Source organism: Clostridium sp. AM49-4BH (genome assembly GCF_003478335.1).
GTDB lineage: Bacteria > Bacillota > Clostridia > Lachnospirales > Lachnospiraceae > Butyribacter.
This window is the reverse complement of the sequence record NZ_QUFB01000045.1, coordinates 1-24,436: the sequence shown is the minus strand read 5'-3', so window position 1 is coordinate 24,436 and position 24,436 is coordinate 1. Positions and strand designations below refer to the sequence as shown.

The 24,436-nt window shown below is 43.6% G+C and carries 19 protein-coding genes and 2 tRNA genes; 1 reads left to right on the top strand and 20 read right to left on the bottom strand.

Going from position 1 to position 24,436, the window contains the following annotated elements:
- Positions 1–460: 460 nt before the first annotated feature.
- From DW981_RS11605 to DW981_RS11560, 10 genes are all read right to left on the bottom strand, one after another.
- Positions 461–549, bottom strand: a tRNA-Ser gene (locus DW981_RS11605).
- 118 nt (positions 550–667) lie between these two features.
- Positions 668–753, bottom strand: a tRNA-Ser gene (locus DW981_RS11600).
- Between the two features lie 152 nt (positions 754–905).
- A complete protein-coding gene (gene tsaD / locus DW981_RS11595) occupies positions 906–1,925 on the bottom strand; it encodes a tRNA (adenosine(37)-N6)-threonylcarbamoyltransferase complex transferase subunit TsaD (protein ID WP_022024168.1) in 1,020 nt (339 codons plus the stop codon).
- A 2-nt stretch (positions 1,926–1,927) separates the two neighbouring features.
- Positions 1,928–2,536, bottom strand: coding sequence for a DUF6715 family protein (locus DW981_RS11590; protein ID WP_118507824.1), 609 nt, complete (start codon positions 2,534–2,536; stop codon positions 1,928–1,930).
- Positions 2,537–2,644: 108 nt separating this feature from the next.
- The gene (locus tag DW981_RS11585; RefSeq protein WP_118507823.1) at positions 2,645–3,553 is read right to left on the bottom strand and encodes a ribonuclease Z; all 909 of its coding nucleotides are present in this window, start codon (positions 3,551–3,553) and stop codon (positions 2,645–2,647) included.
- A gap of 80 nt (positions 3,554–3,633) precedes the next feature.
- Complete coding sequence (locus tag DW981_RS11580; RefSeq protein ID WP_243034740.1) at positions 3,634–3,804, bottom strand: hypothetical protein; 171 nt, start codon at positions 3,802–3,804, stop codon at positions 3,634–3,636.
- Positions 3,805–3,989: 185 nt separating this feature from the next.
- Complete coding sequence (gene rimI, locus DW981_RS11575; RefSeq protein ID WP_022024163.1) at positions 3,990–4,454, bottom strand: ribosomal protein S18-alanine N-acetyltransferase; 465 nt, start codon at positions 4,452–4,454, stop codon at positions 3,990–3,992.
- On the bottom strand, positions 4,438–5,166 hold the full coding sequence (gene tsaB, locus DW981_RS11570; RefSeq protein WP_118507821.1) for a tRNA (adenosine(37)-N6)-threonylcarbamoyltransferase complex dimerization subunit type 1 TsaB: 729 nt from the start codon (positions 5,164–5,166) through the stop codon (positions 4,438–4,440). Before tsaB ends, rimI begins: the two co-directional genes overlap by 17 nt.
- Positions 5,163–5,609, bottom strand: a complete 447-nt coding sequence (gene tsaE, locus DW981_RS11565; RefSeq protein WP_022024161.1) for a tRNA (adenosine(37)-N6)-threonylcarbamoyltransferase complex ATPase subunit type 1 TsaE — start codon at positions 5,607–5,609, stop codon at positions 5,163–5,165. Before tsaE ends, tsaB begins: the two co-directional genes overlap by 4 nt.
- Positions 5,587–6,126 (bottom strand): YcxB family protein, encoded by a 540-nt coding sequence (locus DW981_RS11560; protein WP_182434254.1) that lies wholly within the window; start codon positions 6,124–6,126, stop codon positions 5,587–5,589. Before DW981_RS11560 ends, tsaE begins: the two co-directional genes overlap by 23 nt.
- A gap of 414 nt (positions 6,127–6,540) precedes the next feature.
- Here DW981_RS11560 and DW981_RS11555 point away from each other — a divergent pair, with 414 nt between their 5' ends.
- Positions 6,541–8,403, top strand: coding sequence for a hypothetical protein (locus tag DW981_RS11555; RefSeq protein ID WP_022024159.1), 1,863 nt, complete (start codon positions 6,541–6,543; stop codon positions 8,401–8,403).
- A 110-nt stretch (positions 8,404–8,513) separates the two neighbouring features.
- Here the strand turns inward: DW981_RS11555 and proB are convergent, their stop codons facing one another.
- The 10 genes from proB to DW981_RS11505 all read right to left on the bottom strand — a co-directional run bounded on the left by proB (position 8,514) and on the right by DW981_RS11505 (position 24,051).
- Positions 8,514–9,302 (bottom strand): glutamate 5-kinase, encoded by a 789-nt coding sequence (gene proB, locus DW981_RS11550; RefSeq protein ID WP_022024158.1) that lies wholly within the window; start codon positions 9,300–9,302, stop codon positions 8,514–8,516.
- Between the two features lie 66 nt (positions 9,303–9,368).
- Complete coding sequence (locus DW981_RS11545) at positions 9,369–13,937, bottom strand: VWA domain-containing protein (RefSeq protein ID WP_118507819.1); 4,569 nt, start codon at positions 13,935–13,937, stop codon at positions 9,369–9,371.
- Positions 13,938–13,966: 29 nt separating this feature from the next.
- A complete protein-coding gene (locus DW981_RS11540; RefSeq protein ID WP_118507818.1) occupies positions 13,967–14,866 on the bottom strand; it encodes a DUF58 domain-containing protein in 900 nt (299 codons plus the stop codon).
- A complete protein-coding gene (locus DW981_RS11535) occupies positions 14,847–15,833 on the bottom strand; it encodes a MoxR family ATPase (protein ID WP_118507817.1) in 987 nt (328 codons plus the stop codon). The genes DW981_RS11540 and DW981_RS11535 overlap by 20 nt, the downstream gene beginning before the upstream one ends.
- A gap of 12 nt (positions 15,834–15,845) precedes the next feature.
- A complete protein-coding gene (locus tag DW981_RS11530) occupies positions 15,846–17,426 on the bottom strand; it encodes a hypothetical protein (protein WP_118507816.1) in 1,581 nt (526 codons plus the stop codon).
- On the bottom strand, positions 17,386–18,363 hold the full coding sequence (locus tag DW981_RS11525) for an ABC transporter permease subunit (protein ID WP_118507815.1): 978 nt from the start codon (positions 18,361–18,363) through the stop codon (positions 17,386–17,388). The genes DW981_RS11530 and DW981_RS11525 overlap by 41 nt, the downstream gene beginning before the upstream one ends.
- Positions 18,360–19,295: an ABC transporter ATP-binding protein gene (locus DW981_RS11520; RefSeq protein WP_118507814.1), complete on the bottom strand. Its 936-nt coding sequence runs from the start codon at positions 19,293–19,295 to the stop codon at positions 18,360–18,362. The genes DW981_RS11525 and DW981_RS11520 overlap by 4 nt, the downstream gene beginning before the upstream one ends.
- Before the next feature lie 15 nt (positions 19,296–19,310).
- Positions 19,311–22,169, bottom strand: coding sequence for a tripartite tricarboxylate transporter TctB family protein (locus DW981_RS11515; protein WP_118507813.1), 2,859 nt, complete (start codon positions 22,167–22,169; stop codon positions 19,311–19,313).
- A complete protein-coding gene (locus tag DW981_RS11510) occupies positions 22,170–23,363 on the bottom strand; it encodes a HAMP domain-containing histidine kinase (RefSeq protein WP_118507812.1) in 1,194 nt (397 codons plus the stop codon).
- Entirely contained in the window at positions 23,356–24,051 is a 696-nt protein-coding gene (locus DW981_RS11505; RefSeq protein ID WP_022024148.1) for a response regulator transcription factor, read from the bottom strand. The genes DW981_RS11510 and DW981_RS11505 overlap by 8 nt, the downstream gene beginning before the upstream one ends.
- Positions 24,052–24,436 lie beyond the last annotated feature (385 nt).

The window sequence follows — 24,436 nt, the reverse complement described above, 5'->3', positions numbered from 1 at the left end:
ATCAAACTCTCATGTTTAAGTTCCTGCCTTAGTTTTCACTTTGGCTTCCGTTTTTACCGTTGACTTTCGTCTTGGTCTCGCGCGATCTTCATAAAGCATGTTTTATGAATGATCAGAATTGAAAATCTTTATTTTAGGATGTGTTTTCATCTCATCCTTTATTTAGAATTTTCAGGGTTGTTTTACTATTCAGTTATCAAGTTTCTCTGACCTCTTATCAGGTCTTTGCTGTTCGCTCTCTCGTGCGTCAGCGAGATATATATTATCACACTGCGAAGAGCTTGTCAACAACTTTTTTTTATTTTTTGCTTTTTCTGATCTGTGATGTTCACATTCAAGGAATCACACACCAGACAGACTGTAAAGTCTTTCAGCAAAATGCCATTTTACCGAACCATGCATGATCGCATGTCCGCCAAAAAAGCGCAAAAAAACACAGTAGAAATCTCTACTGTGTAAACGGAGAAAGAGGGATTTGAACCCTCGCGCCGCTATTAACGACCTACTCCCTTTCCAGGGGAGCCCCTTCAGCCTCTTGGGTATTTCTCCAGATTCTATCTGGTCAAAAGACCATTAGAAGGAACATGAATATTCATATTCTTTATAATGAACTTTTGATAGAATCCGACTCATATCCGAGCTAAATCTTACACAGTATTCTATATAACGGAGAGAGTGGGATTCGAACCCACGCGCCCTTGCGGACAAACGGTTTTCAAGACCGCCTCGTTATGACCACTTCGATATCTCTCCATATTTGTAAGGTTACAGTGTGTGGCAGTTCTCACTTTCCAGCCGTCTGCCTCAAACGCTGCTTTGCAAGTATACCACTGTAACCATTCATTCGTCAAGCACTTTTTTTCCTTTTTCAGAAATATTTGCCGGAATGTAATTAATAGCAATCATTATTGCCCAATCTTAAGATTTGGAACGGCATTCAAATCCAAACCACTGCGTGTTCCTGCCATGTATTCATAATATCCCTGAACAGCGATCATCGCAGCATTGTCTGTGCAAAAAATTGGCGATGGATAGCACAACTCTATTCCCTCTTGCTGACATCTCTCTGTCATTGCTGCTCGAAGGGCAGAATTAGACGCAACACCTCCGGCAACTGCAATACGGTTTTCTCCAAGCTGCTTTGCTGCACGAATCCCTCTTTCTACCAGCACATCCACAACTGCTTGTTGAAACGATGCCGCTACATCTGCACGATTCACTTCTATTTGTTTCATTTCACATCCATTGAGATAATTAAGCACCGCCGACTTCACGCCGGAAAAACTAAAGTCAAATGCCGATCCATCTACTTTAGCACGCGGGAAATCAATTGCCTGCGGATTTCCTTCCTTGGCAAGTTTGTCGATCTTCGGTCCTCCCGGATAACCTAATCCGATAGCCCTTGCTACTTTATCAAAAGCTTCCCCGGCAGCATCATCATGTGTACAGCCGATCACCTCAAATTCCGTATAACTATGCACCTGCACCAAATGCGTATGACCACCGGATACGACAAGGCAAAGAAACGGTGGCTCTAGTTCTTGGTGTTCAATGTAATTAGCAGCAATATGCCCCTCGATATGGTGCACTCCAACTAATGGCTTTCCTGCAGCATAGGCGATTGCTTTTGCCGCACCAACTCCTACCAAAAGTGCTCCAACCAGACCCGGTCCATAGGTCACACTGACCGCTGTAATGTCTTCCAATGTAACTTTGGCCTGCTTTAATGCATCTTCAATCACATAGTTAATGCGTTCTATATGCTTTCTGGACGCAATCTCCGGCACCACACCACCATATAAGGTATGAATGTCTATCTGCGAGGAGATCACGTTCGACAGTACCTCTCTGCCATTACGCACAACCGAGGCTGCTGTTTCATCGCATGAACTCTCAATTCCTAATATTAATACATCCTGTTCCATTGTTAATTATCTCCTAATGTCGCTATTTCCTCTTTGTCGGTCGTCTGCTCCCAACCCAAGATACGCCATTTTCCTTTGGCATCCTTGCGGCAGAGAAATTTTTCATATATCTGCATACGTTTCTGCTTTGCTTTCGTCAAAGTTCCGGTAATGACCGTTGCACATTCCCTTTTATTGATCGTTGTGTACTCGATGCTGCCTGCCGGCTGCACTACATATGTAGAAATCGTTTGTTCTTTCTTTTTGTAACTTTTCTGTTCCTTTGCCAGGCGCTTATACATCTTCTCCCACGCATTGTCTTTGACGTCCAGTAATTCTGCATCATACAATTTACGCAGCTGCTTTAACAATTTGTTATATTCTTTATCAGTCAGAGTTGTGTTGTATAAACATTTATTATATCTCCAATATAACTTCAACACTTCCGTTGGCGTTTCCGGATAACCATTATCCAAATCTTTACTCATCAGCTTATCAACTTCCGTTGTCGAGCTTTTACTTTCTCTGCTCCCACTGATCTTGCCGTTACTGATCATATAAAATATCGTTAAAACAACTACAGCAAGACACACCAGCGCCACAAAAGTAATGCCAATCTTTTTCTTGTTCATGCTGCTTCCTCCATTTCCATGAAGTTGTCTCTATATCGACTCCTGCGAAAACTTCACATCTGTTGCCATAGTCTGTTTTCTTTATTGTACACAGGTGATCGTCAAATATCAATCCTCAAATTCCAAGGTACAACTCATTCCATCTTTGCCTGCCACTGCATTTGGAAAGATCTTGCATACTTCCCGCATGTAATTTTGCGGATACAGTAACGATGGGCTGTAATGCGTCAGCCAAAGTTCCTTAACCTCAGCTTCTTTTGCCATCTGTGCAGCCTCCAAAAACATCATATGCTTATTTTCTACCGCTTTAGCTTTCTTTTCTTTGTCACCGTACATTCCTTCGCAGATCAACAAATCTGACATGGAAGCATTCTTGGTAAGGCCGGCTGTTGGTCTGGTGTCTGTACAATATGTAACTTTCAGTCCCTTTCTAGGGGCACCAAGCACCATGTCCGGTGTATAAATGCCCTCCGGCGATTCCACCGTCTCTCCATGCTGAAGCCGGTTCCAATACTGTACCGGGATCCCCTGCTCTTTGGCACGCTCCGGAAAAAAGCGCCCACTACGCGGAATTTCTATCGTATATCCATAACAGGTGACATTGTGATTCACACGAAAGGCATGCAGATGATATCCATTACATTCCAAATCCTGCTCTTTGTCCGTCAATTCGATATATTGCAATTCAAAGGGTAACCCCTGTGCAATCACTAATAGAGATTCTACCACTTTCTGCAGACCACGTGGTCCGATCAGAGTCACCGGCTCTTTGCGCTCTGCATTGCCCATAGACAAAAGCAGTCCCGGCAGCCCGCTGATATGATCGCCATGATAATGTGTAAAGCAGATGGTATCGATCGGATGAAAGCTCCATCCTCTTTCACGGATCGCCACCTGCGTCCCCTCTCCGCAGTCTATAAGCAGGCTGCTGCCGCCGAATCGAGCCATAAGCGCTGTCAACGCCCTGCCCGGAAGCGGCATCATTCCGCTAGTTCCTAACAAGCACAAATCTAACATTACTGTTTTCCTTCCTATCTTCCAAGGTCTCTTATCCGGCTGCTCCGATCATTTCTGCACTTTCGCAGACTCCGATATTCTTATAATTCCGTCACTTCACTGACATCAGGTGGAATTACAAATTGCGCCGTAATACGGTCATAGCACTCTTCGCATAATACAAAAGAATGCAATTTCATATCTTTTTTGGAAAAGAATCCCCATTGTTTTTTTGCCTCAAAAGCATCTTCTAACAACACATCATGTTGCATCTTCAGTTTTTTTCCGCATGCGTTGCAATACATCATTCTCATCCTTTCTGCTCATTACATTATACATTGATCCGCCTTTTTACATTTACTGTGCCTGCTGTTTTACAACGTCAGTATACTGTGTCCGCAATGTAATGTACAGTGGTAATCTCTGTCAATTGTTCTGCCGTATCCCGCCTAACATATCAATTGTTTGTGATTTGATGTTCTAATAGCAGCGCATCCTCTTTCGGCTGCGAATAATATTTCTTTCTTATTCCGATCTGCACAAAACCCATTTGATGATAACAGTGTATTGCTGCTGTATTGGAAGCCCGCACCTCCAATAGAATACGTTTCACACCACGATGTTCGCACTCTGTTATTGCCATACCTAATAATTGTGTCGCAATACCTTGGGAACGCTGCTCCGGCGCTACGGCAATATGGCATAGATCCGCATCTTCCATGGAACACCATAATCCACAAAATCCAACGATTGCCGATCCGCTATCCGCAACCAGATAGATCGTATCTTCTCTATGAACAGCTTTAATAAATTCCTCCTGCTGCCAAGGTTTTGCAAAGCTGGCAGCATCGATCCTGCACACATCACCAACGTCCTCGTCTGTCATGTACCGAATTCTATTTTGGCTATTCATCCCTGTCATGCTTTTCTCCTGCGGCAAGCCTTGCTTCTCGCTCACGCTCCGCTTGTGATTTACGAAGATAATCCGGCCGGAACGCTTCGGCAGATACTATCTTTCCTTCGTCATAATAACGTGCACCTAAAACAGCTACCGAAGCAGCACTCTGTCTGTTCATATGAGCCGGTGCTTCCTGCCACGCTACGTTAAGTCCCTGTTGTAATGCCTCGCGGTGCGCCGGAACGCCATCTCCCAAAACGGTAACAGGATCCCCCAGATCATTTAACTCCGCAATATAGTCTTCAATGGAAACTGCTTTTTGTCCGGTCACGCACTCCAATAACATATCCCCGACACGGTAAACTCCTGCATAAACCTGATTACGTCTCGCATCCATCATCGGACAGATATTTCCCTCTCTGCCTGCCAGTCGAAATGCCAGTGCCTCCAATGTTGTGATCGGAACGATCGGTTTGTGTAGCGCCAGCCCTAACCCCTTAGCTGTCGCAGCCCCGATCCTGAGTCCGGTAAAAGAACCGGGACCAGAGGTTGTTGCTATGGCATCGATTTCTTTGAGGTCGATACCGGACATCGTAACTACTTGGTCGATCATTGGCAGTAAGGTCTGCGAATGTGTCTGCTTATTATTGACTGTAAATTCTGCTACTATCGTGTCATCTGCAAACACTGCGGCTGATGCCACCAATCCCGAACTTTCTATTGCTAATAATTTCACTGCAAACCTCCTTCTATGCCCGTCACCTGTATGCGTCGGAAATCAAACCCTTTATCCAACTCTTTGGTGATGGTAACCTCAACGCATTGTTCCGGCAAAATGTCACGAATAAGCTCTGCCCACTCGATCAAGCATACGCCATCGCCAAAAAAGTAATCTTCATAACCGATCTCATCCATTTCCTCTACATCGGCTATGCGGTATACATCAAAATGATATAACGGAAGACGTCCGCTTTCATAAATCTGTATGATCGTAAAAGTCGGACTGTTCACCGGTTCTTCCACGCCCAATCCTGCCGCAAACCCTTTGGTAAAAACCGTTTTACCAACGCCAAGATCTCCATGCAGTAATACGATCGTTCCCGCCTCACACTGTTGCGCGATCCTGTTGCCGATCTCCCATGTCTCTTTCTCCGAATTACTCTCCATGCTTTGTGTCATCGATCTGTTCCTCCTGTGTCGGTTCATAATCCTTATAGGCAGCTCTTCGCTCCTCCACCAGAGCACATACCTCATCATAGCAGTCCGCTAACTGTTCCTTTGGAAAAATAAACGCTCGAACCTGTGACATGTATAAGTAAAGTGCTGATTTTGTCTTCACCGTCTTGCGAATTTCATACCAGTGCACTTTTGCCTCCTGCTGCCCCTGCGACACAATAATGCCGTCCTCAGATATACAATAGTGTAGTACCGCATTGATCGCCTCATTCTGTTTCTTTTGCTTCCAAGCCTTCTGATATAACATGACCGGCTGCACAATGGTGAACAGACAGCCAATAATGATCAGTGCGATAAACGCCGTGCGATCCAACGTCTGATAACGTGTCGCACAGATCACCCAGCTGCCAAGGCTGATCAATACGCCAACTGCGCCGGACACGCTGCAATACGTATGACGCATCGAAAATCGATATAATTCACCTGTCGTAAGATCAATGTTAAACTCTAATTCTTTCATATGATATCTCATTCCTTTCAACTTGCTGAAAAGACAAAGCCAGCGCTTTGCTTTTGCCACGCAATATAACAGCAATTTCCTATCAATTGTAAAAAAAGCATTCGCCATCTTATTATAACAGAACACGTCCAAAAAACAATACACGCGGATACAGGAATATGATATAATGACTCCAAAATCCAGATGCTACGCATCTGCCGCGCATTGCGCTTTATGATTTTGTCGTTCACAAATTCTGCGCAAGTGAACAAGCTCCCTTGCGTTGCGAATTTGTGATATAATGAACACACTGGGCTCATTAACGAGCAAATAAGCTTGTGAAACAAGCGAATAAGCTCTGAAACAGCGAATTTGCGAGTTTGAAAGAGGCTAATTAATGTATGATATAATATAATGTATTTTGGAGGAATGTGAATGAGGGATGACGAAAAGAAAGTGTTACTACAACAACAGATCGAACAAGAAATCGATTTTGATAAATTAACAGAATTTTGTGAACATCTGACGGATGCCGTACAGGAAATATTTCGTTCATGCGGTTTATATTTTCGTATTTTTTCCAGAGTGAAATCGACAGATTCTATTGCCAACAAACTGATCAGACGTCAATACGGGACCGAACAAAATCCCAAAAAACTACAGGATTTGATCGGCATACGCGTCGTTTTGTATTATTATGATGATCTTAGCATCTGCCGTGATATTATGGAGAGTACCTTTCAGATGTTAGACCATTGGTCTCGCACCAATGCCACTGCCAATGAATTTAAGGCAACCAAGATCAACGGTGTATTCCGTTTCCCATCGGAATATTTCAAAGTCTACAAAAAGGACATGTGGACGCTGCCTATTGATACAACCTTTGAAATTCAATTTCGTACCGTATTTTTTGAGGGATGGCACGAGATTGAACATGATATGCGTTACAAAAGTCTCCTGTCAGACAATGAATTTTGGCGTGGCAGCGAAGAATTGTCTCGCATTTTGAACTGCATCCTCGCCAACTTGGAACTAAGTGACTGGTCACTTGTCCAGTTATTTGAACAACTCTCTTATAACCATTACAAAAATGCCAACTGGGAATTGATGCTAAAAAGCAAATTCCGAATCCATATGGATGATAACAGCGAACTTGATCCTGCAATTTTAGAACTGTTTGACCGGGACAAGGAGATTGCAAAACAGTTTTTCAAATGCAAACGCAAGGATCTGATCCGCGAACTGCTCAAACTGGATGCGCCACAGCCTAGTTATAACCTGATCGTCAAGCTTTTGAATGACAGTAAGATCCATAATGAGGAGATCGCAGCCATCTGTGACAAACTTCCTATTATCCGTGATGAGAAAATGCGTTCGCGTTCTCACTTTGCAAGACTGGATTCTGCGGTATTGTTCCATCTGGAAACCTATTTATTGCATAAAGAAGTCAGATCACTTGCGTCCGAATTTACAAACGCATCAAATATCATTTATAAATGGGCTCGTTTTAAGTTGAATCCTGTTTTTGAAGATATGCCTGAGGAACTATGCTCTTATCAGAACAAACTGCCAGGCTACCAATTAAAGATTGATTATCGACCGGAAGATATGACATTTTCCATGAAGTTAAATCACATAGACAGCAAACAGATCGGTACATTATGGCATATTCATTCTTCTGTTGCTATGTTGAGTGATGGCAAACTTCATTTTTATCATATGACATCTCGCGATATGCCACACGGTGCTTCGCACCAGATCAGTTTTAGCAAACCATCTTTCATGAATGATCTTTCTTCAAAGGTAGGTTTCGTTGACGTTGTCAGACTTGGCACAAAGGCACAATTTATAACTACGCCGGAAGATTTTACTTCTTACTGCGAACTGGTAAAAGATCCAAATCGCCACCTGCCACTGATCGCCATCGTCCAGCAAAATACACAGTCTTCTGCGGAAGGCAGTGAGTTTACGGATGGCTATGATATGAATACCTTTACGATCAATGGAACGAGACTTGCAAAAGTTGTAGGTCAATACGCTCATGTAGTCATGATCGATCAAAGCCTTGCCACACCATTTGCAGACAAGATGGATGCGAATATCAGGGAACCTTATGGCTGTATCGTTATCTTTTGGCCGGAGGAGCAGAAGCGTACACCGGATATATTCACCAAAGATGATGTATGTCATGCGGAATTTGACTTTAACCGTTTTGCTTTCCACGATAATAATATTTCAGAGAAAGCATTTCGCCATAAACTCGTACAGGTGATCAAGGACGACAATGTTAGTCACTAATACTGTTATTCTTACAACTGCAAAACCGCTGGAACGGATAACGCTCCAGCGGTTTTGATTTTAATTTTTATGATGATCTATCTCTGTCGCAAAAATAGGCTTATGACTCTTTACCCTTTATGAAATAAAGTGCCAACCGGCTTGTCTTCAAAAAGCTCGTACAATTTCTTAGGGTGCTGCCCGTTCATCAACACAACATCAATATCGGATTCGTATGCAATTTCCACAGCATGAATCTTCGTTGCCATGCCGCCAGTGCCAAATTTTGTTCCGGCGCCGCCTGCAACCGCATGAATATCTTCACTGATCTCTCGAACAACCGGGATCATCTTGGCATCCGGATTTTGACGCGGGTCACTGTCATACAGTCCATCTATGTCTGACATGATGATAAGAAGATCTGCATTGGCGATCGTTGCCACGACAGCTGCCAACGAATCATTCTCGCCCATTTCCAACTCCAACTCATCAATGGCAACCGTATCATTTTCATTGACAACCGGGATCACTCCCTGTGAGATCAAACGTTCCAACGCATTTTCCACATTTTTACGGCGATCCTCTAACAATATATATTTCGTCAACAATAGCTGTGCCACCGTTATACTGTATTCAGAAAACAAGTTGTCATATAAATACATTAGCTCACATTGCCCTACTGCGGCACAAGCCTGTTTCCCAGGTGTGTCTTTAGGTCGGTCCATCAAGCCAAGCTTACCCATACCAAGACCAATCGCACCGCTGGAAACCAAGATCACCTCGTGCCCTGCATTTTGCAGATCGGCAAGTGTCTTGACGAGCTGCTCCACGCGCCGTATGTTTAATCTTCCGGTACGATGTGTTAATGTCGAGGTTCCCACCTTGACGACAATCCGTTTTCTCTCACTAATCGGTATCATTTTGCCCTCCATAACATTTGGATTTTCATGCTTTTTATTGTATTCGTATTGACAAAATATTGCAACTTATTTTTGTGTGTCATCATACATATCCTGCAGCCCCTTCTTCAAGCTGCTAATATCAAGCATAGCCTGTGACGCCTGTTGTTTCTGCTGTTTTGGTTTCTTTTGTTTCTTTGGTCTCGTTATCTTCTTTTGCTTTGTTTTGACAGCAGACTCCTCCTGTGGCGTGTCAACCGCAGACAATATGGTATCCACTGCTTTCGAACGAAGATTTCCTAATCTACGCAATGCTGTCGGCAGCAGATCCGGCATACGCCGATTCCATATATCCAAGAACCAAAGAATTGTCATTGCCATCAGCAGATATAACGTCAGATCACGCTTTGCGGCATTCCGCTGTGGTGTCGTATCAAAACAGCCCTCTAATGAATTGATCGAACGTCCTGATACCGACGCGATCAATTCATTCAATGCCGTATCTGTCGTGTCATAACGATATTCGGCAGAATATTGCATCGTCAACTGCGTATTGGTGTTATCTAGTATTTTCTTTCCATTACTGCGGCGGACATTGATCTGGTAGACACCTACATCAGAAAGCGGAATCTCACCCTCATAACGGCTGCCGGAAACAGAATGTAACGTCACAGTATTCGTTTTCCCATCCGCATCATCATAAACTGCGGTAACTTGATCGTCACCACTAACTTTTGCATTGGTATACTCGATCAAACCGGCACTCCCCTCCTGCCGTGCCGTTACGGTAATGCCCTGATGATTCTGTTCCCCTATCGTCTGGTTGATCAATCCGCGCCAAAACGCCGGATAATCCTCCCACTGTGCATAATTAGCTGTCCACTCGTTTACTACATCTGTAGTAAATGCCGCTGTTGTCCCCAAGCCATACTGCCACGTTGCTAAGATCGGACTTTCCTTTTTATCATCCATCAATACTGCTGTCGCATTCGACTTCAATGTCGTTCCTATATATCCAAGCATCTCCGGGAAACCACCTTCTCTGAGCTGCTCTAATATGTCACTGTTCGCCGTTATGACCGGTGTAAAAGTCTTGTTGACCAAATATTCTCCCTGCGACAAAAATACTTCCTGAGCAAAGATCCTGCTCAGTCCGGTGCCCGCATTCGTTTGATAAAAGCGCCCCTTTCCTTTGTCTGCTAAGGTGCGCAGAATATTTACGTCGGCATCCGACCCTACCGCTACTGTCGATAAGGTTATCTTATTATCATTCATGTCCTTAAGCAGATCGTCATACCCATGGTACGTATCCTGTCCATCAGTCAGCAAAACGATATGTTTGATCTGCGCATCATTTGTGCTCACCTTGGTCATTTGCTCATAAGCCTCTTTCAATGCAGGATAAATACTGGTGCCGCCGCCATCTTTAATGCCATATATCTTGCTTAGGACATCATCACGGTCTGTAAGCCGGATCGGTTTAACCTGCCAATGATAGCCATCGTCAAATGATTCTATACCAACGATATCTGTACTGCGAAGGTTATTGACCGCAGCTGCGGCCGCTTCTTTCGCATACTCTAACTTACTTTTGCCTCCGTCGGACGCATCCGTCATACTTCCGGAATGGTCGATCACTAACGTCATCGCAAGTTTTGGCGAGTCCTTGTCGCCCTTGATCTCCATATTGACCGGAAGCACCTTTTCTAAGGCAGTATCCCGATATGCACCAAGCGCAAAACTTTGATCTCCACCGATCGCGATCAACCCTCCGGCATAATCCTTGACATAGGTGGTGATATGATCCATAAATCCGCTCTTTAGATTGTCTGCATATACATTTTCCAGTAAAATAGAGCTATATTCCCGCATCTTTTTAAGCGTATCCGGGGCGAAAGATGGCGTCACTACGTCATAATTGATGCCAGCTGCCTGCAAAACCTTTTGAAATTGCTTACTTTCTCCGCTTTTTCCTTCGATGAGCAGCACCTTTTTTTGCTCGGTCGCTTTCGTATAAGCAACATACTCATTATTAGCCTGTATCGTATCTTTCTCCGGAACGATCACCGCCCGGTAATTGGTAAATCCCGTCTGTTTTCGCTGATCCTGAAAGGTAAAATGATTGGTTCCTTTTTGTATAGTGACATGCTCCTGTCTGCGAAGCTTCGTGTCATTATATAATTGCAGAACAGCATTAGTCGCAACATTACTGGTTACTTCGATCTCTACGGTAAAACGCTCTCCCGGTGTAATCTGTTCCGGTACGGTCATGTCCGATAACCAAACTTCCTTGTCCGGAGTACAATCCTGTTGTAACACCTGTAATTCCACATTTCCTGCCTGTAAGCTGCTGCTCATTTTACGCACATCGCCACTATTTTGTCTGCCGTCTGTTAGTAAAACAATGCGCTTTCCGTCGCTGTCCGAGAAAAGGGACATTGCTGTCTGAAGTCCTTTTTCAATATTGGTTTCCGTTTCTACCCGGACCGAATTAAGTTCTGTAAACTTCACCGTATCCGACACGAACTGTTCTACATTCGCATCTCCTCCAAAAGCAACTACTCCGGCACGATCTTTTGACGGCAGCTTCTTAAGTTCATCTCTTATCTGCTGCACCATTTCACTGCGTTTTCCAGCAAAACTCTGCGACACATCTACCACAAAAACGGTCGTTGTACTGTCCGAAATATGGGACATAGATATTCCGATAAATGCGGCGGTCAATCCGGCAAATAATAGAATACGGCATGCGATTGTGGATACTTTATTAAATCGATTCGTTGAATTTGTTCGACGTCTATATACGATCCATTCCACACACAGCAATAACAACACAATAAGGATCAGTGGTCTTACAAGCATCCTCTTGCCATACAGTTTGCTGACATTTTCCGTTGTCACAGTCTGTTTTCTGCCATTTTGTGTGATGTGTACCCGATTCGTGCACTTAGATTCCTTCTTAGGAAATGTCACCGCAAAATATTTGGTGGATCTCTTTGTGTCCGTTACCGTCATATGGTATAGACCGGCCATCCTCGTATCGGTATATACTGCCTGCCCCTGTGCATTTTGATCAGCAACTGTCTGTCCTGCCGGATCTTGCCAGCGGATAGATGCCCGCTTACCACTGCCAAGCTGCAGGGTGACCGTATCTCCCGGCTCGTACGATGCTGCATCAAAAGACATCGTCTGCTCTGCCTGCGCCAAAATCCCCTGTACTAACACCGGAAATTCCATTTGCAGAGGAAGGTCCGAATTGTGCAGATCGAAACCAAGCACCGCAACAACGCGATCTTGAAGCTTTCCAAGATAGCCAACACACTGATTTCCTTCCCCGGCAAAAGAATATGCCCACGACGGAAGTGCGTAGCGAAATCCTTTGGCTGCACTGACCGTAAACGCCTCCAGATCCTGTGTAATATTACTTTGCGGAAACGTAATTGATCCATTTTTGAATGTCTGTACTTTACGAACTAAAGTCTGCTTTCCGATCACCACCTTATCCGATGGTGCGAGTAATATCACATTCTCATTATGATACCATTTCGTCGGCATAACTCCATCGTATACGATGAAATCATATGCCTTGTCCGGATTTATGTTTTTTGTCCGAGTTGTTTGTTCTACAGTTATAGAATCTTCCAGAGACAATGCCCGTTCCATAAAACTGTTTTGTTTGGATACCAATAATACCGTCTTTTTCTTCTGTCTTTCAATCATTTCATAGACCGTATTATCGTGTGAATTGCCGTCCTCTGCTACAATATGAGCTTTCAAATACCCCTTGCTTGCTGTCAGTTTCCGGAAATGACTGTTCGTTGTCGTCTGGAAGGTGATCGTCTTACTCTGCCCCGCCTGTAGCGATACGGTCTGCGCATCAAATAACGTGTCGCCCAAATACAGTTCTACATCTGTCTTAAAATCTTTCTCTCCGTAATTTATAATACCGGCCTGTGTTGTTATTTTATGTTCTGCATCCGTCTGATGGGACAACCAGCTTAAACCGACATTCGTCGTCCCTTCCTGATCGGTCAACGCAATAATATCCGCATTTAACTTTCCTACATCAGCATCACTATCGGTAAACCCGATCACTTTATAGTTATGCCACTGTTTCACAAGCGGTGTTACAATCTGTAAAGAGGCCTCTAAGCTCCCGGCAATGTCTGTTTCGCCAATACCTCGTATTGTTTTCTTGATGCTGCCGGTATCTGTCGAATCTGTCACTAAAAGCTGCGCTGTCTGTGCCCCTGTAACTACGGTGACTTTCGTTCCCGGATCTAACTGATCCACGTAGGTGAGTGCCTGCTTTTTCGCTTCTTCTAATTTGGTACTGTCCTGTTTATATCGGCCATTCATGCTTCCACTGGTGTCGATACACAAAACAACGTGATCCGTCTCGCCGCCCTTCCGTTTGATGTACGGCATAAGCATGGCAAAAACAAGCAAAAGCAAAACAGCAATCTGTAGATACATTAACAAATGATTACGAAATTTCTCCCATGGAGTCGATGCCTGTACAGATTCAAAAGCTTCCTGCCACAAATTTAATGCCGGCACTTTCTTGGTCTGTACCTTCTGCTTCAGTAAATAGAGCAAAACAATACCCGGCACAAATGCAAGAAATAATAATGGCCATAAATGTTCAAATCCCATCGTATCCCCTCCTCTATATCCGGGTTATCTTATACCTGTTCAAAAACGCCGGCTCTCATGCCGTCATAAATTATCTTTTCTAAGGACGTGTCCGTATACACCTGCATAAAATGCGCCTGATACTTTTTGGCCGCACTCTCCAGTCCTTTTTGAAACGCAGTAAGTCTGTTGTCATACTGCTTGCGCAGCCACGAGGTCATGGTTACTGTCAGATCCTGCTCTGTCTCACAATCGATCAGTTTGACCGTTCCATCCAACTGTGGTTTCCGTTCTTCTTTATCTAAAATCTGCAGGATCAATATGTCCTGTTTACAAAATTTCAAATAACGAAGTGTCTGATGTATTGTCTCCATATGTCCGCCATTGGTATCTCTGTCCATAAAATCGGACAGCAAAATAACAGTCCCTTTTCGCGGAAATGGAATATGGCGTACCGACTGCCACAGATCTGTCACCCCATCAAATCGCTGTCTTGCCACTTGATCCAAAAATAAGTTTCTGCTCTGCATCCCGGTCAGAGATTTTTCAATCTGTGCCATACCGTCCTGAACCGATACCAGACGGACCCGGTCTTGTGACTGTAATGCCAGATGCCCAAACATTCCTGCTAATCTCGCCGCAAGTTTATATTTCTCTGTCATGTCTGCCTTCATGGATCGGCTTGTGTCTAAAACGACAGTGTACATTCCTTCCTGTTCCTGCATGAAAAGCTTAATAAATAATTTTTCACTTCTTCCATAGGCGTTCCAGTCAATACGACGTATATCGTCTCCCGGCATATACTCTCGAAAATCAGAAAATTCCACACTGCTGCCTTTGGCAGTAGATTTTCTGCTGCCGCCTCTGCCTCCATTTAAGCGATTTTCACTCCAAAGGCTGATCCGTTTCAAGCTTCGAAAAAAATCACCATCAAACAGTTTTTCTTCCATTGAGTGCCTCCTGCAATGCTGCAATGATCGTGTCTGCCACTATATTTTCCGACAGCGCATCAAAGTTTAATGCCAACCGGTGCCTCAGTGCCGCCTTTGCCACATCATCAATATCATCGAAAGAAACATTGTAACGGCCATCTAACAACGCCCTTGCCTTAGCCGTCAGCAGAATCGCCTGTGCCGCACGCGGACTGGCTCCCTCTAATACATATTGCTTAACTTCTTTCACCGCATACTCACTGTCCGGATGTGTTCCGATCACCAATGCCAGCGCATATTCCTCCACTGCTGCCGACACCGGTATATCACGAACCACCTGACGCATTTCCATCAGATCTCCTGCAGTAAGCACCTGCTGGATCTGTTCCTGCTGTCCTTCTACCGTCAGATGCATGATCTGCTTTAGTTCCTCAAGAGACGGGAACTCGATCAATAACTTAAATAAAAAACGATCCAACTGTGCCTCCGGAAGCGGATAGGTACCTTCATTTTCAATCGGATTCTGCGTTGCAAGAACCATATAAGGTTTTGGGAGTTCATACGTATGATTTCCAACTGTTACTGTTTTTTCCTGCATCGCTTCTAACAATGCGGACTGTGTCTTCGGTGTTGCACGGTTGATCTCGTCCGCTAAGACCAAGTTTGCAAACACAGGTCCTTTTTCAAATTGAAACCGATTTCGATCTCCTTCTTTTATGATCAGATTGGTACCGGTAATATCGGTCGGCATTAGATCCGGCGTAAACTGTATACGCGAGAAATTAAGATCCATAACTTTTGCTAACGTCTTCACCAACTGTGTTTTACCAAGTCCCGGAACACCCTCTAATAACACATTGCCGTCTGCCAATATTGCCAGCAAAATGTGATGGATCACGCTTCTCTGACCGATGATCCCCTTGGCAATTTCTTCCTCTGTACGTTTGATCTTGGTACTATATTCTTTGATATCCTCTACCTGCATCAATGCCCCTCCTTACTCTAGATCGCTGAAATACTTTTTAACCATATCCTCCTTGGATTGTGGTATTTTCTGCTTCTTCAATTTGGAATATGCTTTTTGTTTATATTGTCCGGATACTGCCCCGATTTCCTGTTTGGTTCCGCGTTTCGCAGGCAGGTTGTTAGACTTTGTGCGATTACCGGATTCTCCATTCTTGCTGCCCGTCAAATTGCCATCTTTCCCATTATCCTCCGGAACCCAGACTTGTTCTGCGCTGTCCGACGCACCTTTTCGTTCCAGTCCGTTTTTACCACCGGTGTTCCATCCACTTCCAACTTTGTTACCGTTTTTACCTTGGCTGCCACCATTCCCACTGCCGGCATTTTTACCGGAACCTGCCTGACTGCCTGATCCACTTTGACCATCATTTTGAGTACCTTTAGCACCATTACCGGACAGTTTTTTGGAACTGTTTCCCTGTTGTCCATCGGCATTCTGTGAAGCATTCTGATTCGAAGTATTCCCCTGTGCCTGTGTATTTTGATTCTGTGTCGCTGCATTGGAATCTGTCTGATCCTGTAACAGGGCACTCCGCGTATAGGAAGCACTGGCATTATCAAGATTTCGCAGTACTTCCGAAATGTCTTGCTGTGTCAACGCTCCACTTTGTGCCTTTTCATTGAGCTGCTGCATAAGCTCTTTCATCTTAGACTCGCTTAACTGCTCTCCCAATTCTTTTAATTCATCACTCACTGCCGCAACGGCTTTCTGCTTACCGGCCAGATCTGCAAGCTGCTTCTGATATTTCGAAAGTGCCTGTAAATTTTTGCCGTCCACAAAAGGCCGTAAACTGTCTGCGGCCTCTTTGCTAATGTTCTCCGGAACATCTCGAAGAAGTTTTGTCTCCAAACGCTTTTGGGCAGCAGTCACTTCATCGACAGATCTTGCCTGCTTCATATCTTTTTGGGCTGTTTTTATGGACTCCTCCAGCTTTTTGCGGGATTCTTTACTTATTTTGCCCTTTGCCATTTCCTTATCAAGAACCTTCTTTGCTTTCGCGATCTTCTCCTGCTCTTTCTCAACTTTCTTGACAAATTCATGTTTCTGCTTCGCGACATCCTTTGCCTCTGACGGAATAAACAAGCAGATGAATCCCATCAGCAAAAAGACCCCCAGACTAACATATCTCTTCCATGGAATATAATACGGCATTGTCTTCTCCAAAGAGATATTCCGAAGCTGATCTCTCGTATCTATTCTCTGCAGGATACGAAGTTCATCGGTACTTCCTCTGCCTTCGATGCTCGTCGATACACGCTCCTGCATTCCCATATTGTCCGCTAATCTTGCTGCACGTCTTGTCGTTGTGCGGCATAGAAACAAATGTACGCCCCCGACTGCGATCGATCCCAAAAACACTGCGGCACTTGTGGGCACACAATTATAAAACGGATACCAGATCGCCACGCACTGTACCAAAAAGCCAAGAATGCTTCCAACCAGTGCATACATTCCCAACAGTAAAATCGATTTCTGACGCATATCACGTTTTTTTACTTTTTGCAGAAAACGATCAATCTCTTTGTCCGCTTCCATCCCCGACTGCTGATTCATGCTTTTTTCCTTTCTTCCTGCTCTTCTTCACACGCAATGGATCCAATAACTTTGCTGCAAGCTTCATAATGAAAAACGTCAAAACCAACTGACAGATCAAGCTGATCACAAACCAATGATCTACAACAATATCCGGGATACCGCCCCCAAATGTCCGTTCCAGTGTAACAATGAGTCCATGTCCTCTAAACTGACACATCAACATTTCGATTAAAGTTACAACCGGATTGATCAACAGGATCAATAACGCCGGTCCAAGATGCAGCGTTGCGCTGCTGGCAGCCAGACCGGACACATGATTAACATTCATTTCAATAATATTTCCAATAATGTATATAACTCCATCCAAAATAGCAGTCACACCACACAGTACAACAATCCCCGCAAAGGTAAATACAGTTGCCGGAACTGTTTTCTTAATTGCCGTAGATGCCCAAACGCCGATACTTCCCATTAGTAATGCCGCAACGAATACCAATACAACGAACTGCAACAGATCAACTAAGGCAAGACCACCAATGGTGAATACAATGGAAATCACCGGCAAACTGGAAACCACCAATAACAACACCATACTGATGGATGCCATCAGTTTTCCCCAAACGATTTCTGACGGTTTCATAGTTGTCGTAAGCAAAATTTCTAATGTCTGCTTTTCACGCTCTCCTGCAATGCTTCCAGCCGTAAAAGATGGTACAAGAAATCCCACCATAACAGATTCGAGCACGACCAGTGCAACATATAAACCGATCGCCGTTCCATAATTTACATAATCGTTCATACCGGAATTAAACAATACTTCAAATCCAAATACTGCGATCCCGATCAAGATCAGATTGTAAAACAAGATTGTCAGAGCAAACTTAATGTTGCGCACACGCAGCTTTGTTTCTTTTATATATACCGGATTATATAACTTCTTTTTCCATTTACTCATGCCGACAACACCTCCTTGTTTCCAGTGACACGCATAAACACTTCTTCCAAATTACCTGTATCCCGAACAAAGGACGATACCCGCACGTCATTCTGTATCAACGAAGCCAGCAGTGCTGCTTCCTCTTCTTCATTTCCCTTAAATCCAACAAGCAGCATGTTGGCATCCACAGACAAATTAACAACTGTCGGATTCTCCTTGAGGATCTTCACCGCCTGATCCATTCCTTCTACAATACGGATCTGCAGTGGATTGGAGGTATTTAACCGGGTCATGATCTCATCGACTGTTCCTTTTACCATCATCTGTCCGTGATCAATAATCCCGATCGTGGTACACATTTCTGCCAGCTCCGACAAAATATGTGAGCTAATAATGATCGTCTTATCAATTTCATGTAGATTCTTGAGTATTCCTTTCATCTCAAATCGTGCTCGCGGGTCCAAACCGGAAGCCGGCTCATCCAAAATAAGCAACTGCGGATTGTGCACCAAACTTCTTGCAAGACATAATCGTTGTTTCATGCCACGCGATAAGCTGTCCACGTAAAAATTTGCCTTATCCGATAGATGCACGAGATCCATCAATTCCATGCAATAGGATGTCGCCTGTTTTCCATACATGCCATAAATGGATGCATAGAATTCCATATATTCGATCGCCTTGAGATTGTCATATACACCAAAGAAATCCGGCATATAGCCAATCATCGCTTTGAGTTCTGTACTTTGGCGGATCGCATCGATCCCTGCAACGTAAACTTCCCCGCCGGATGCTTTCAGCAGACCTGATAAGATCTTCATGGTCGTCGTTTTCCCTGCACCATTTGGTCCGACAAATCCAAATAACTCCCCTTTGTCAATATGCAGATCCAAATTATTTAATGCAATAAATTTACCATAGAATTTATTTAATCCTTTGATTTCTACCATGTCACCCTCTCCTCTCTATCTGCCTATAATGTGCAATTTCGGAAGTGCAATATTGTTATACATTCCATCCAGACCACTATCCGCTTTTACGTCATATCGAATCTTGACATTTCCCTCTGAGTCAGCGTATTGATCCAGACTGTCTAACGTTGTTTCACTTCCGGCTGTCAGGAACTTAACATAACGGTCCTTCTTCGGATTATAAATATATGCTGATCCCATAAACAGATTCGTATTGATCGTCATATCCGAACCACTATAATTGCTGTAGATCGTAATCTCCGAATTATCCAGATACGTATACTGCAGTCCTAATTTTTTCCCTTCACCCAGTAACTTTTTGATGTTATAAGTAACATTAATACTCTGAGCATAGCTCGAAGAGGACGCAGAAGCATTTGATTGCAGCACCAATTTCCCATCGGTCTGATAATCATTATATTCTGCAATATAGTCTGACAATACGCCATAATTTGTCGTCCCCTCTGCAAGCATATCCTTAAAGTCAATTTCCTGTGATACTGCCATTTCTCCATACAGATTCAGATCAAACATATTGGTAAACGACGTCTTTTGCTGATCTTTTGTAAAACCATAAAAATATGTCGTTGATCTTCCTGTCTCTCCTGAAGTGAAGAAATGACCGTAATATTTCAGCAAGCTTTGTCTTCGCTGAGACTGCACATCTTCTGTATATCCATTGTTATTTGCACCCACTGCCTGCGTAACCATCTCTTCCCAATCAGAACCGATATCCGCATATTTTAAGTATTTGCTCGGTGAGATACGGTCAAGAGATATACTTTCACCGGCTTTTAAGCTGCCTAATACAATGATATCTCCATGATTAACGATCATACAGTCTTCCAGATCATACCCTGTATTGTTGGTTACCACACCGGATACTTTAGACTCTCCGATCTGTATGTTCGTAAACGCCATACGTCCTTTCTGCTTTACCGTCTGACTGTTTTTGAGATTAGAGCTTTGGAACGATGCCTGATTTTCCATGTGCAATACGGTTTCATCTGAGTTATACTCGATTGCATAACTATACGTTTTATCCTGCTCTGCACTAGAATCATAATAGACCTGATTACTGTTGTAATACGGGTCAATATTTTTGCTGCCTTCTACTACGATCTGATAATCTCTATTATTCGGGCTCGTCACCGAAAAGGCGGTGTTTAACGTATCATGCGTCCCCTCTGCTCCAATTTCAAGCTGTGATAAATAATTGATAAACGGCTTTTGGATTCTGGTTCCGGTTCCGATCAGATAGATCAATACAGAACAGAACACAGCGGACACAGGTATGATCACCCACAGCAACTGCCGCTTATCCTTGCGACGCAGTATCGTATAGCCAACCGGTCCGATCAATACTACGTACACGATCAACAGAATCGCGTATAAGGTAATATTGGGCAACACATCAACCTCATTATATTTCAGTCCAGCCTGCAAACTATCATCCAAATAATATGTATTGACATTTTGGTCAAAGAAATGATTTTCTGTCGTGGTACAATTGTCGCTAATGATCTTACGGATAACAGAACCATAATTAGACCACTGTTTGTTATCAAGTGCGAGGTCAAATTCCGATACGATCACGGAACCATTTCCATAAGATATTTTGGAAACCAGTGCCTCCCCATCCTGTTCTACCAATGTCTCTGCTTTATCAAGCGTTAAAGATGTAATATCAACGGTTAACTTATCAGAAACAAGAGATTTCCGTATCTTCTCTTCTTCTTTCTTGCTTATGGTAACTTGAAATTTCTTCTCCAAATCGTCATCGCTATATTCTTTCTTCAGCTGTTTGTATATTTCCGAACCTTTTGAAAAGATCGTACCTCCCCAATCATCCGAATAATCTAAGCCCTGAATGTCTTGTGCATAATCACGATACATAGTTTGCGGCAAATGTTCGCGCAAAAATGTTTTTACTTTATCTAATTTTTCTTTGCGCAGTTCTTCTTTGAGCAGCGCCAGTTTCTCTGCCTGATCCACCTTCGCATAGGATAAATTTGTCTGTATCGAGCGCGCGTCACCAATCGTACCGTTTAGCAATTTCCCAGAAAAAACTTTCAAACTTTTTTCTGCCTGAGCACCGGTGCCAAGCACCAAAAGTCCGCCATTGGAAACCCATTGTTGGAGCGCCGTAACCTGTTTTGCCGAAAAGCTTTGCGTATCTACATTATTGATCACTAATACATCCAATGATTCCAGTAATCGAACGTCTTCCGGAACATCCGCAACATTTATTTCTTCTACAGCAAAATTTGCACTCTGCAAATATCCTATCTTATTAATATCATCTGACAAAACCGCCATCTGCTTTTCGTCAGTCGTTGTTAATGCCATCTGCAAATATGCTGTCTGAGATGAAATCATGTCATCATCTTTGTCATATAACGCTACTCGTACTGTAGAACCGCTCACCGGCAACGTAAAAAAACTTTTGATCTGAATTGTCTCTCCTGCAGCAATTGATACAGATTTTGTAAATGCTACCGAAGTGCCACTGACTGCTCCCGAGATTACTTTAACAGAACCTTTGAAATTATCTCCCTTGTTGGTCAACGTTGCCTTGATCGGGACATAACGGTTTGGTGCGACAACACCTCCCGTTCCGCCAAGTGTCGCATCAATCTTGATGTCACCCGCCCGAAAACTAACTTCTCCTATTGAATTGTTAGTGGAAGACTTGGCTTTGGCATCTGCATGACTGGCAAAAGCCATACAAGTCATGATCCCAATGGCCGCTAATACTGCCACCAGCATGGCAATACTCGCACCATTCAGTATAGAGTACATCCATTCCATACCGGAAGTCTGCTTTTCTTTCATCATTTCATTACCTCTCAATCACTCTTCCTCCTCTTCTTTATGTAACGGCAAAGCGATGGTAAAACATGTGCCACTTGCTCCGCTTGTTACCTGAATCCTGCCTCCATGCAAATGAACAATTTCCTGCGCAATGTTTAATCCAAGTCCGGTACCACCGGTCTTAACATTTCTCGACCGTTCTACCCGGTAAAATTTATCAAACAAATGCTTGATACTTTCTTCCGGTATGACTAAGCCGTAATTGGTAACGCGAATTTGAACTTCCTGCTCTAAACATTCCAATTCCACATATACGTGTTTACCATCTTTGCCATATTTGATCGCATTGCTGAGCAGATTCTGTACGGCTCGCGCGATCAATTCTCCATCCATATTCATTTCCAGATAGGAAATATTGTATTTCGTTGTGCACTCAAGCTCCTCTTCCTGAAATAACGGATAGAACTCTTCCACCATCTGTTCCACGAGCTGCACCAGATCGATCTTACTGCGGTGTAGTGTGATCTCTCCACTCGTAAGTTTCGTATAGTTAAACAGATCGTGTATCAGATATTCCAAACGATTCGCCTTGGTCTGTGCTATACGCACATATTTCTGTCTTTGCTCCAGATCATAATGCTTGGTATCTAAAGCCAGATCCAAATATCCTTTCACCGATGTGATCGGTGTCCTTAAATCATGTGCTACACAGGCGATCAGATCCTTGTTGCTTTGCAAAGCATCCCTCTCCGATTTGATCAATTGATTGATCTGCGCTGTCATCTCATTGATCCTGCCGGCTATCTCTCCTATCTCATCCTGTCTCTCTATGATGATCTTTTCGTCACTTTTTCCATCGGCAATATCGATGATCCGATCCGAAATATATGTCATGTCTTTGACGATCCGTTTAATAAACAGCAAAAAGTAAATGATAAAAAAACAGATCGTTGCAATAACGGTGACAAGCATAAAACTAACCAGCGTATCGCGGCTCAAATGCCTCGGCAGCCAACTCGAGCTCATCCCCAGATCATCCCCATGTCTGCTGAACCGTACCCCTCTCCCCGTTGGTGGCGAAACAGGCACTTTGTCGTACTGCTTCTTGCCTAACGTAGAAGAAACAGTATAGATCAATCCACCTAACACTATGTCTGTGATCATCGCAAGGATAACACTGAAAAAACAATACACTATGATCTCTGTGCGTATGCTTTTGAATTTTTTACCCATCAATTTTATACCCCACTCCCCATACCGTCTTTATGATCTGGGCGTTGCGCGGATCGATCTCAACCTTTCCGCGCAGCCTTCGAATATGTACCATGACTGTGTTACTCATTTCAAAGCTTTTCTCTTTCCAGACTTTCTCAAAAATATCATCTGTCGCAAATACCTGTCCCGGATGTGATGCTAACAGATAAAGCAGATCAAATTCTATCGGCGTCAGCTTAACCTCACGGTCATACACTTTCACGGTTCTCGTCCTTTTGTCCATCCATAAGTTGGGCAGATCAATGACACCTGCATTTTCCTGCTCGCCGCCCCCCAGACTTTGGAATCTTCGAAGCTGAGATTTCACACGAGCCATCAGCTCCATCGGCCGAAACGGCTTTGTCACATAGTCATCAGCGCCCTGATACAAACTGGACACCATATCCATCTCCGCGTCTTTCGCACTGAGCATTATGATCGGCACAGCGCTTGTATCTCGGATCTTACTGCATACCTGATTTCCATCCATAACCGGCATCATGACATCTAATATAACAAGGTCTATACGTTCCTGTTTGAAGATTTCCAATGCCTCTTTGCCACTATATGCTTTATATACCTCATATCCCTCTTCGCGTAAGTGAATGCCAACCAATTCTGCAATTTCTTTATCATCATCCACCACAAGTATATTCGCTTTTTCCACGCATTCCACCTCCTGCTTTTACCATTTACAGAATATCACAACCATCCATTGCAAGTCTTTACGAAAATCTTACAACTTATCGCATCCCCGCAAAGCTTTTCACTTCATCATTTTACTACTCAAACTCCCCACCCCGGAAGATACTGCCCAAACCACATATTGCTTATTATGCCACAAAACTAATAGCTATTTTGCAGCCAACAAGGTAAATTATCCTGCCATCAAAAATACTAAAGCAATTGCTGCAGAACGCAGAGTTTTCAAGTGATTTCTTATTTTGTTAAGTCTCTGATGAATACATGCCTGAAGGATTGTCTGAGATGTCCCGGTTTAGCAAGGTATCATCCATTTTTGGACGGGACGCTTTCGCTACGATGCGCTACGT

What these genes read in the sequence shown, in the direction of transcription:
- tsaD (WP_022024168.1), bottom strand. Translation starts at nt 1,925, where the DNA reads ATGGAACAGGATGTATTAATATTAGGAATTGAGAGTTCATGCGATGAA.
- DW981_RS11590 (WP_118507824.1), bottom strand. Translation starts at nt 2,536, where the DNA reads ATGAACAAGAAAAAGATTGGCATTACTTTTGTGGCGCTGGTGTGTCTT.
- DW981_RS11585 (WP_118507823.1), bottom strand. Translation starts at nt 3,553, where the DNA reads ATGTTAGATTTGTGCTTGTTAGGAACTAGCGGAATGATGCCGCTTCCG.
- DW981_RS11580 (WP_243034740.1), bottom strand. Translation starts at nt 3,804, where the DNA reads ATGCAACATGATGTGTTGTTAGAAGATGCTTTTGAGGCAAAAAAACAA.
- rimI (WP_022024163.1), bottom strand. Translation starts at nt 4,454, where the DNA reads ATGACAGGGATGAATAGCCAAAATAGAATTCGGTACATGACAGACGAG.
- tsaE (WP_022024161.1), bottom strand. Translation starts at nt 5,609, where the DNA reads ATGACACAAAGCATGGAGAGTAATTCGGAGAAAGAGACATGGGAGATC.
- DW981_RS11560 (WP_182434254.1), bottom strand. Translation starts at nt 6,126, where the DNA reads ATGAAAGAATTAGAGTTTAACATTGATCTTACGACAGGTGAATTATAT.
- DW981_RS11555 (WP_022024159.1), top strand. Translation starts at nt 6,541, where the DNA reads ATGAGGGATGACGAAAAGAAAGTGTTACTACAACAACAGATCGAACAA.
- proB (WP_022024158.1), bottom strand. Translation starts at nt 9,302, where the DNA reads ATGATACCGATTAGTGAGAGAAAACGGATTGTCGTCAAGGTGGGAACC.
- DW981_RS11545 (WP_118507819.1), bottom strand. Translation starts at nt 13,937, where the DNA reads ATGGGATTTGAACATTTATGGCCATTATTATTTCTTGCATTTGTGCCG.
- DW981_RS11540 (WP_118507818.1), bottom strand. Translation starts at nt 14,866, where the DNA reads ATGGAAGAAAAACTGTTTGATGGTGATTTTTTTCGAAGCTTGAAACGG.
- DW981_RS11535 (WP_118507817.1), bottom strand. Translation starts at nt 15,833, where the DNA reads ATGCAGGTAGAGGATATCAAAGAATATAGTACCAAGATCAAACGTACA.
- DW981_RS11530 (WP_118507816.1), bottom strand. Translation starts at nt 17,426, where the DNA reads ATGAATCAGCAGTCGGGGATGGAAGCGGACAAAGAGATTGATCGTTTT.
- DW981_RS11525 (WP_118507815.1), bottom strand. Translation starts at nt 18,363, where the DNA reads ATGAGTAAATGGAAAAAGAAGTTATATAATCCGGTATATATAAAAGAA.
- DW981_RS11520 (WP_118507814.1), bottom strand. Translation starts at nt 19,295, where the DNA reads ATGGTAGAAATCAAAGGATTAAATAAATTCTATGGTAAATTTATTGCA.
- DW981_RS11510 (WP_118507812.1), bottom strand. Translation starts at nt 23,363, where the DNA reads ATGGGTAAAAAATTCAAAAGCATACGCACAGAGATCATAGTGTATTGT.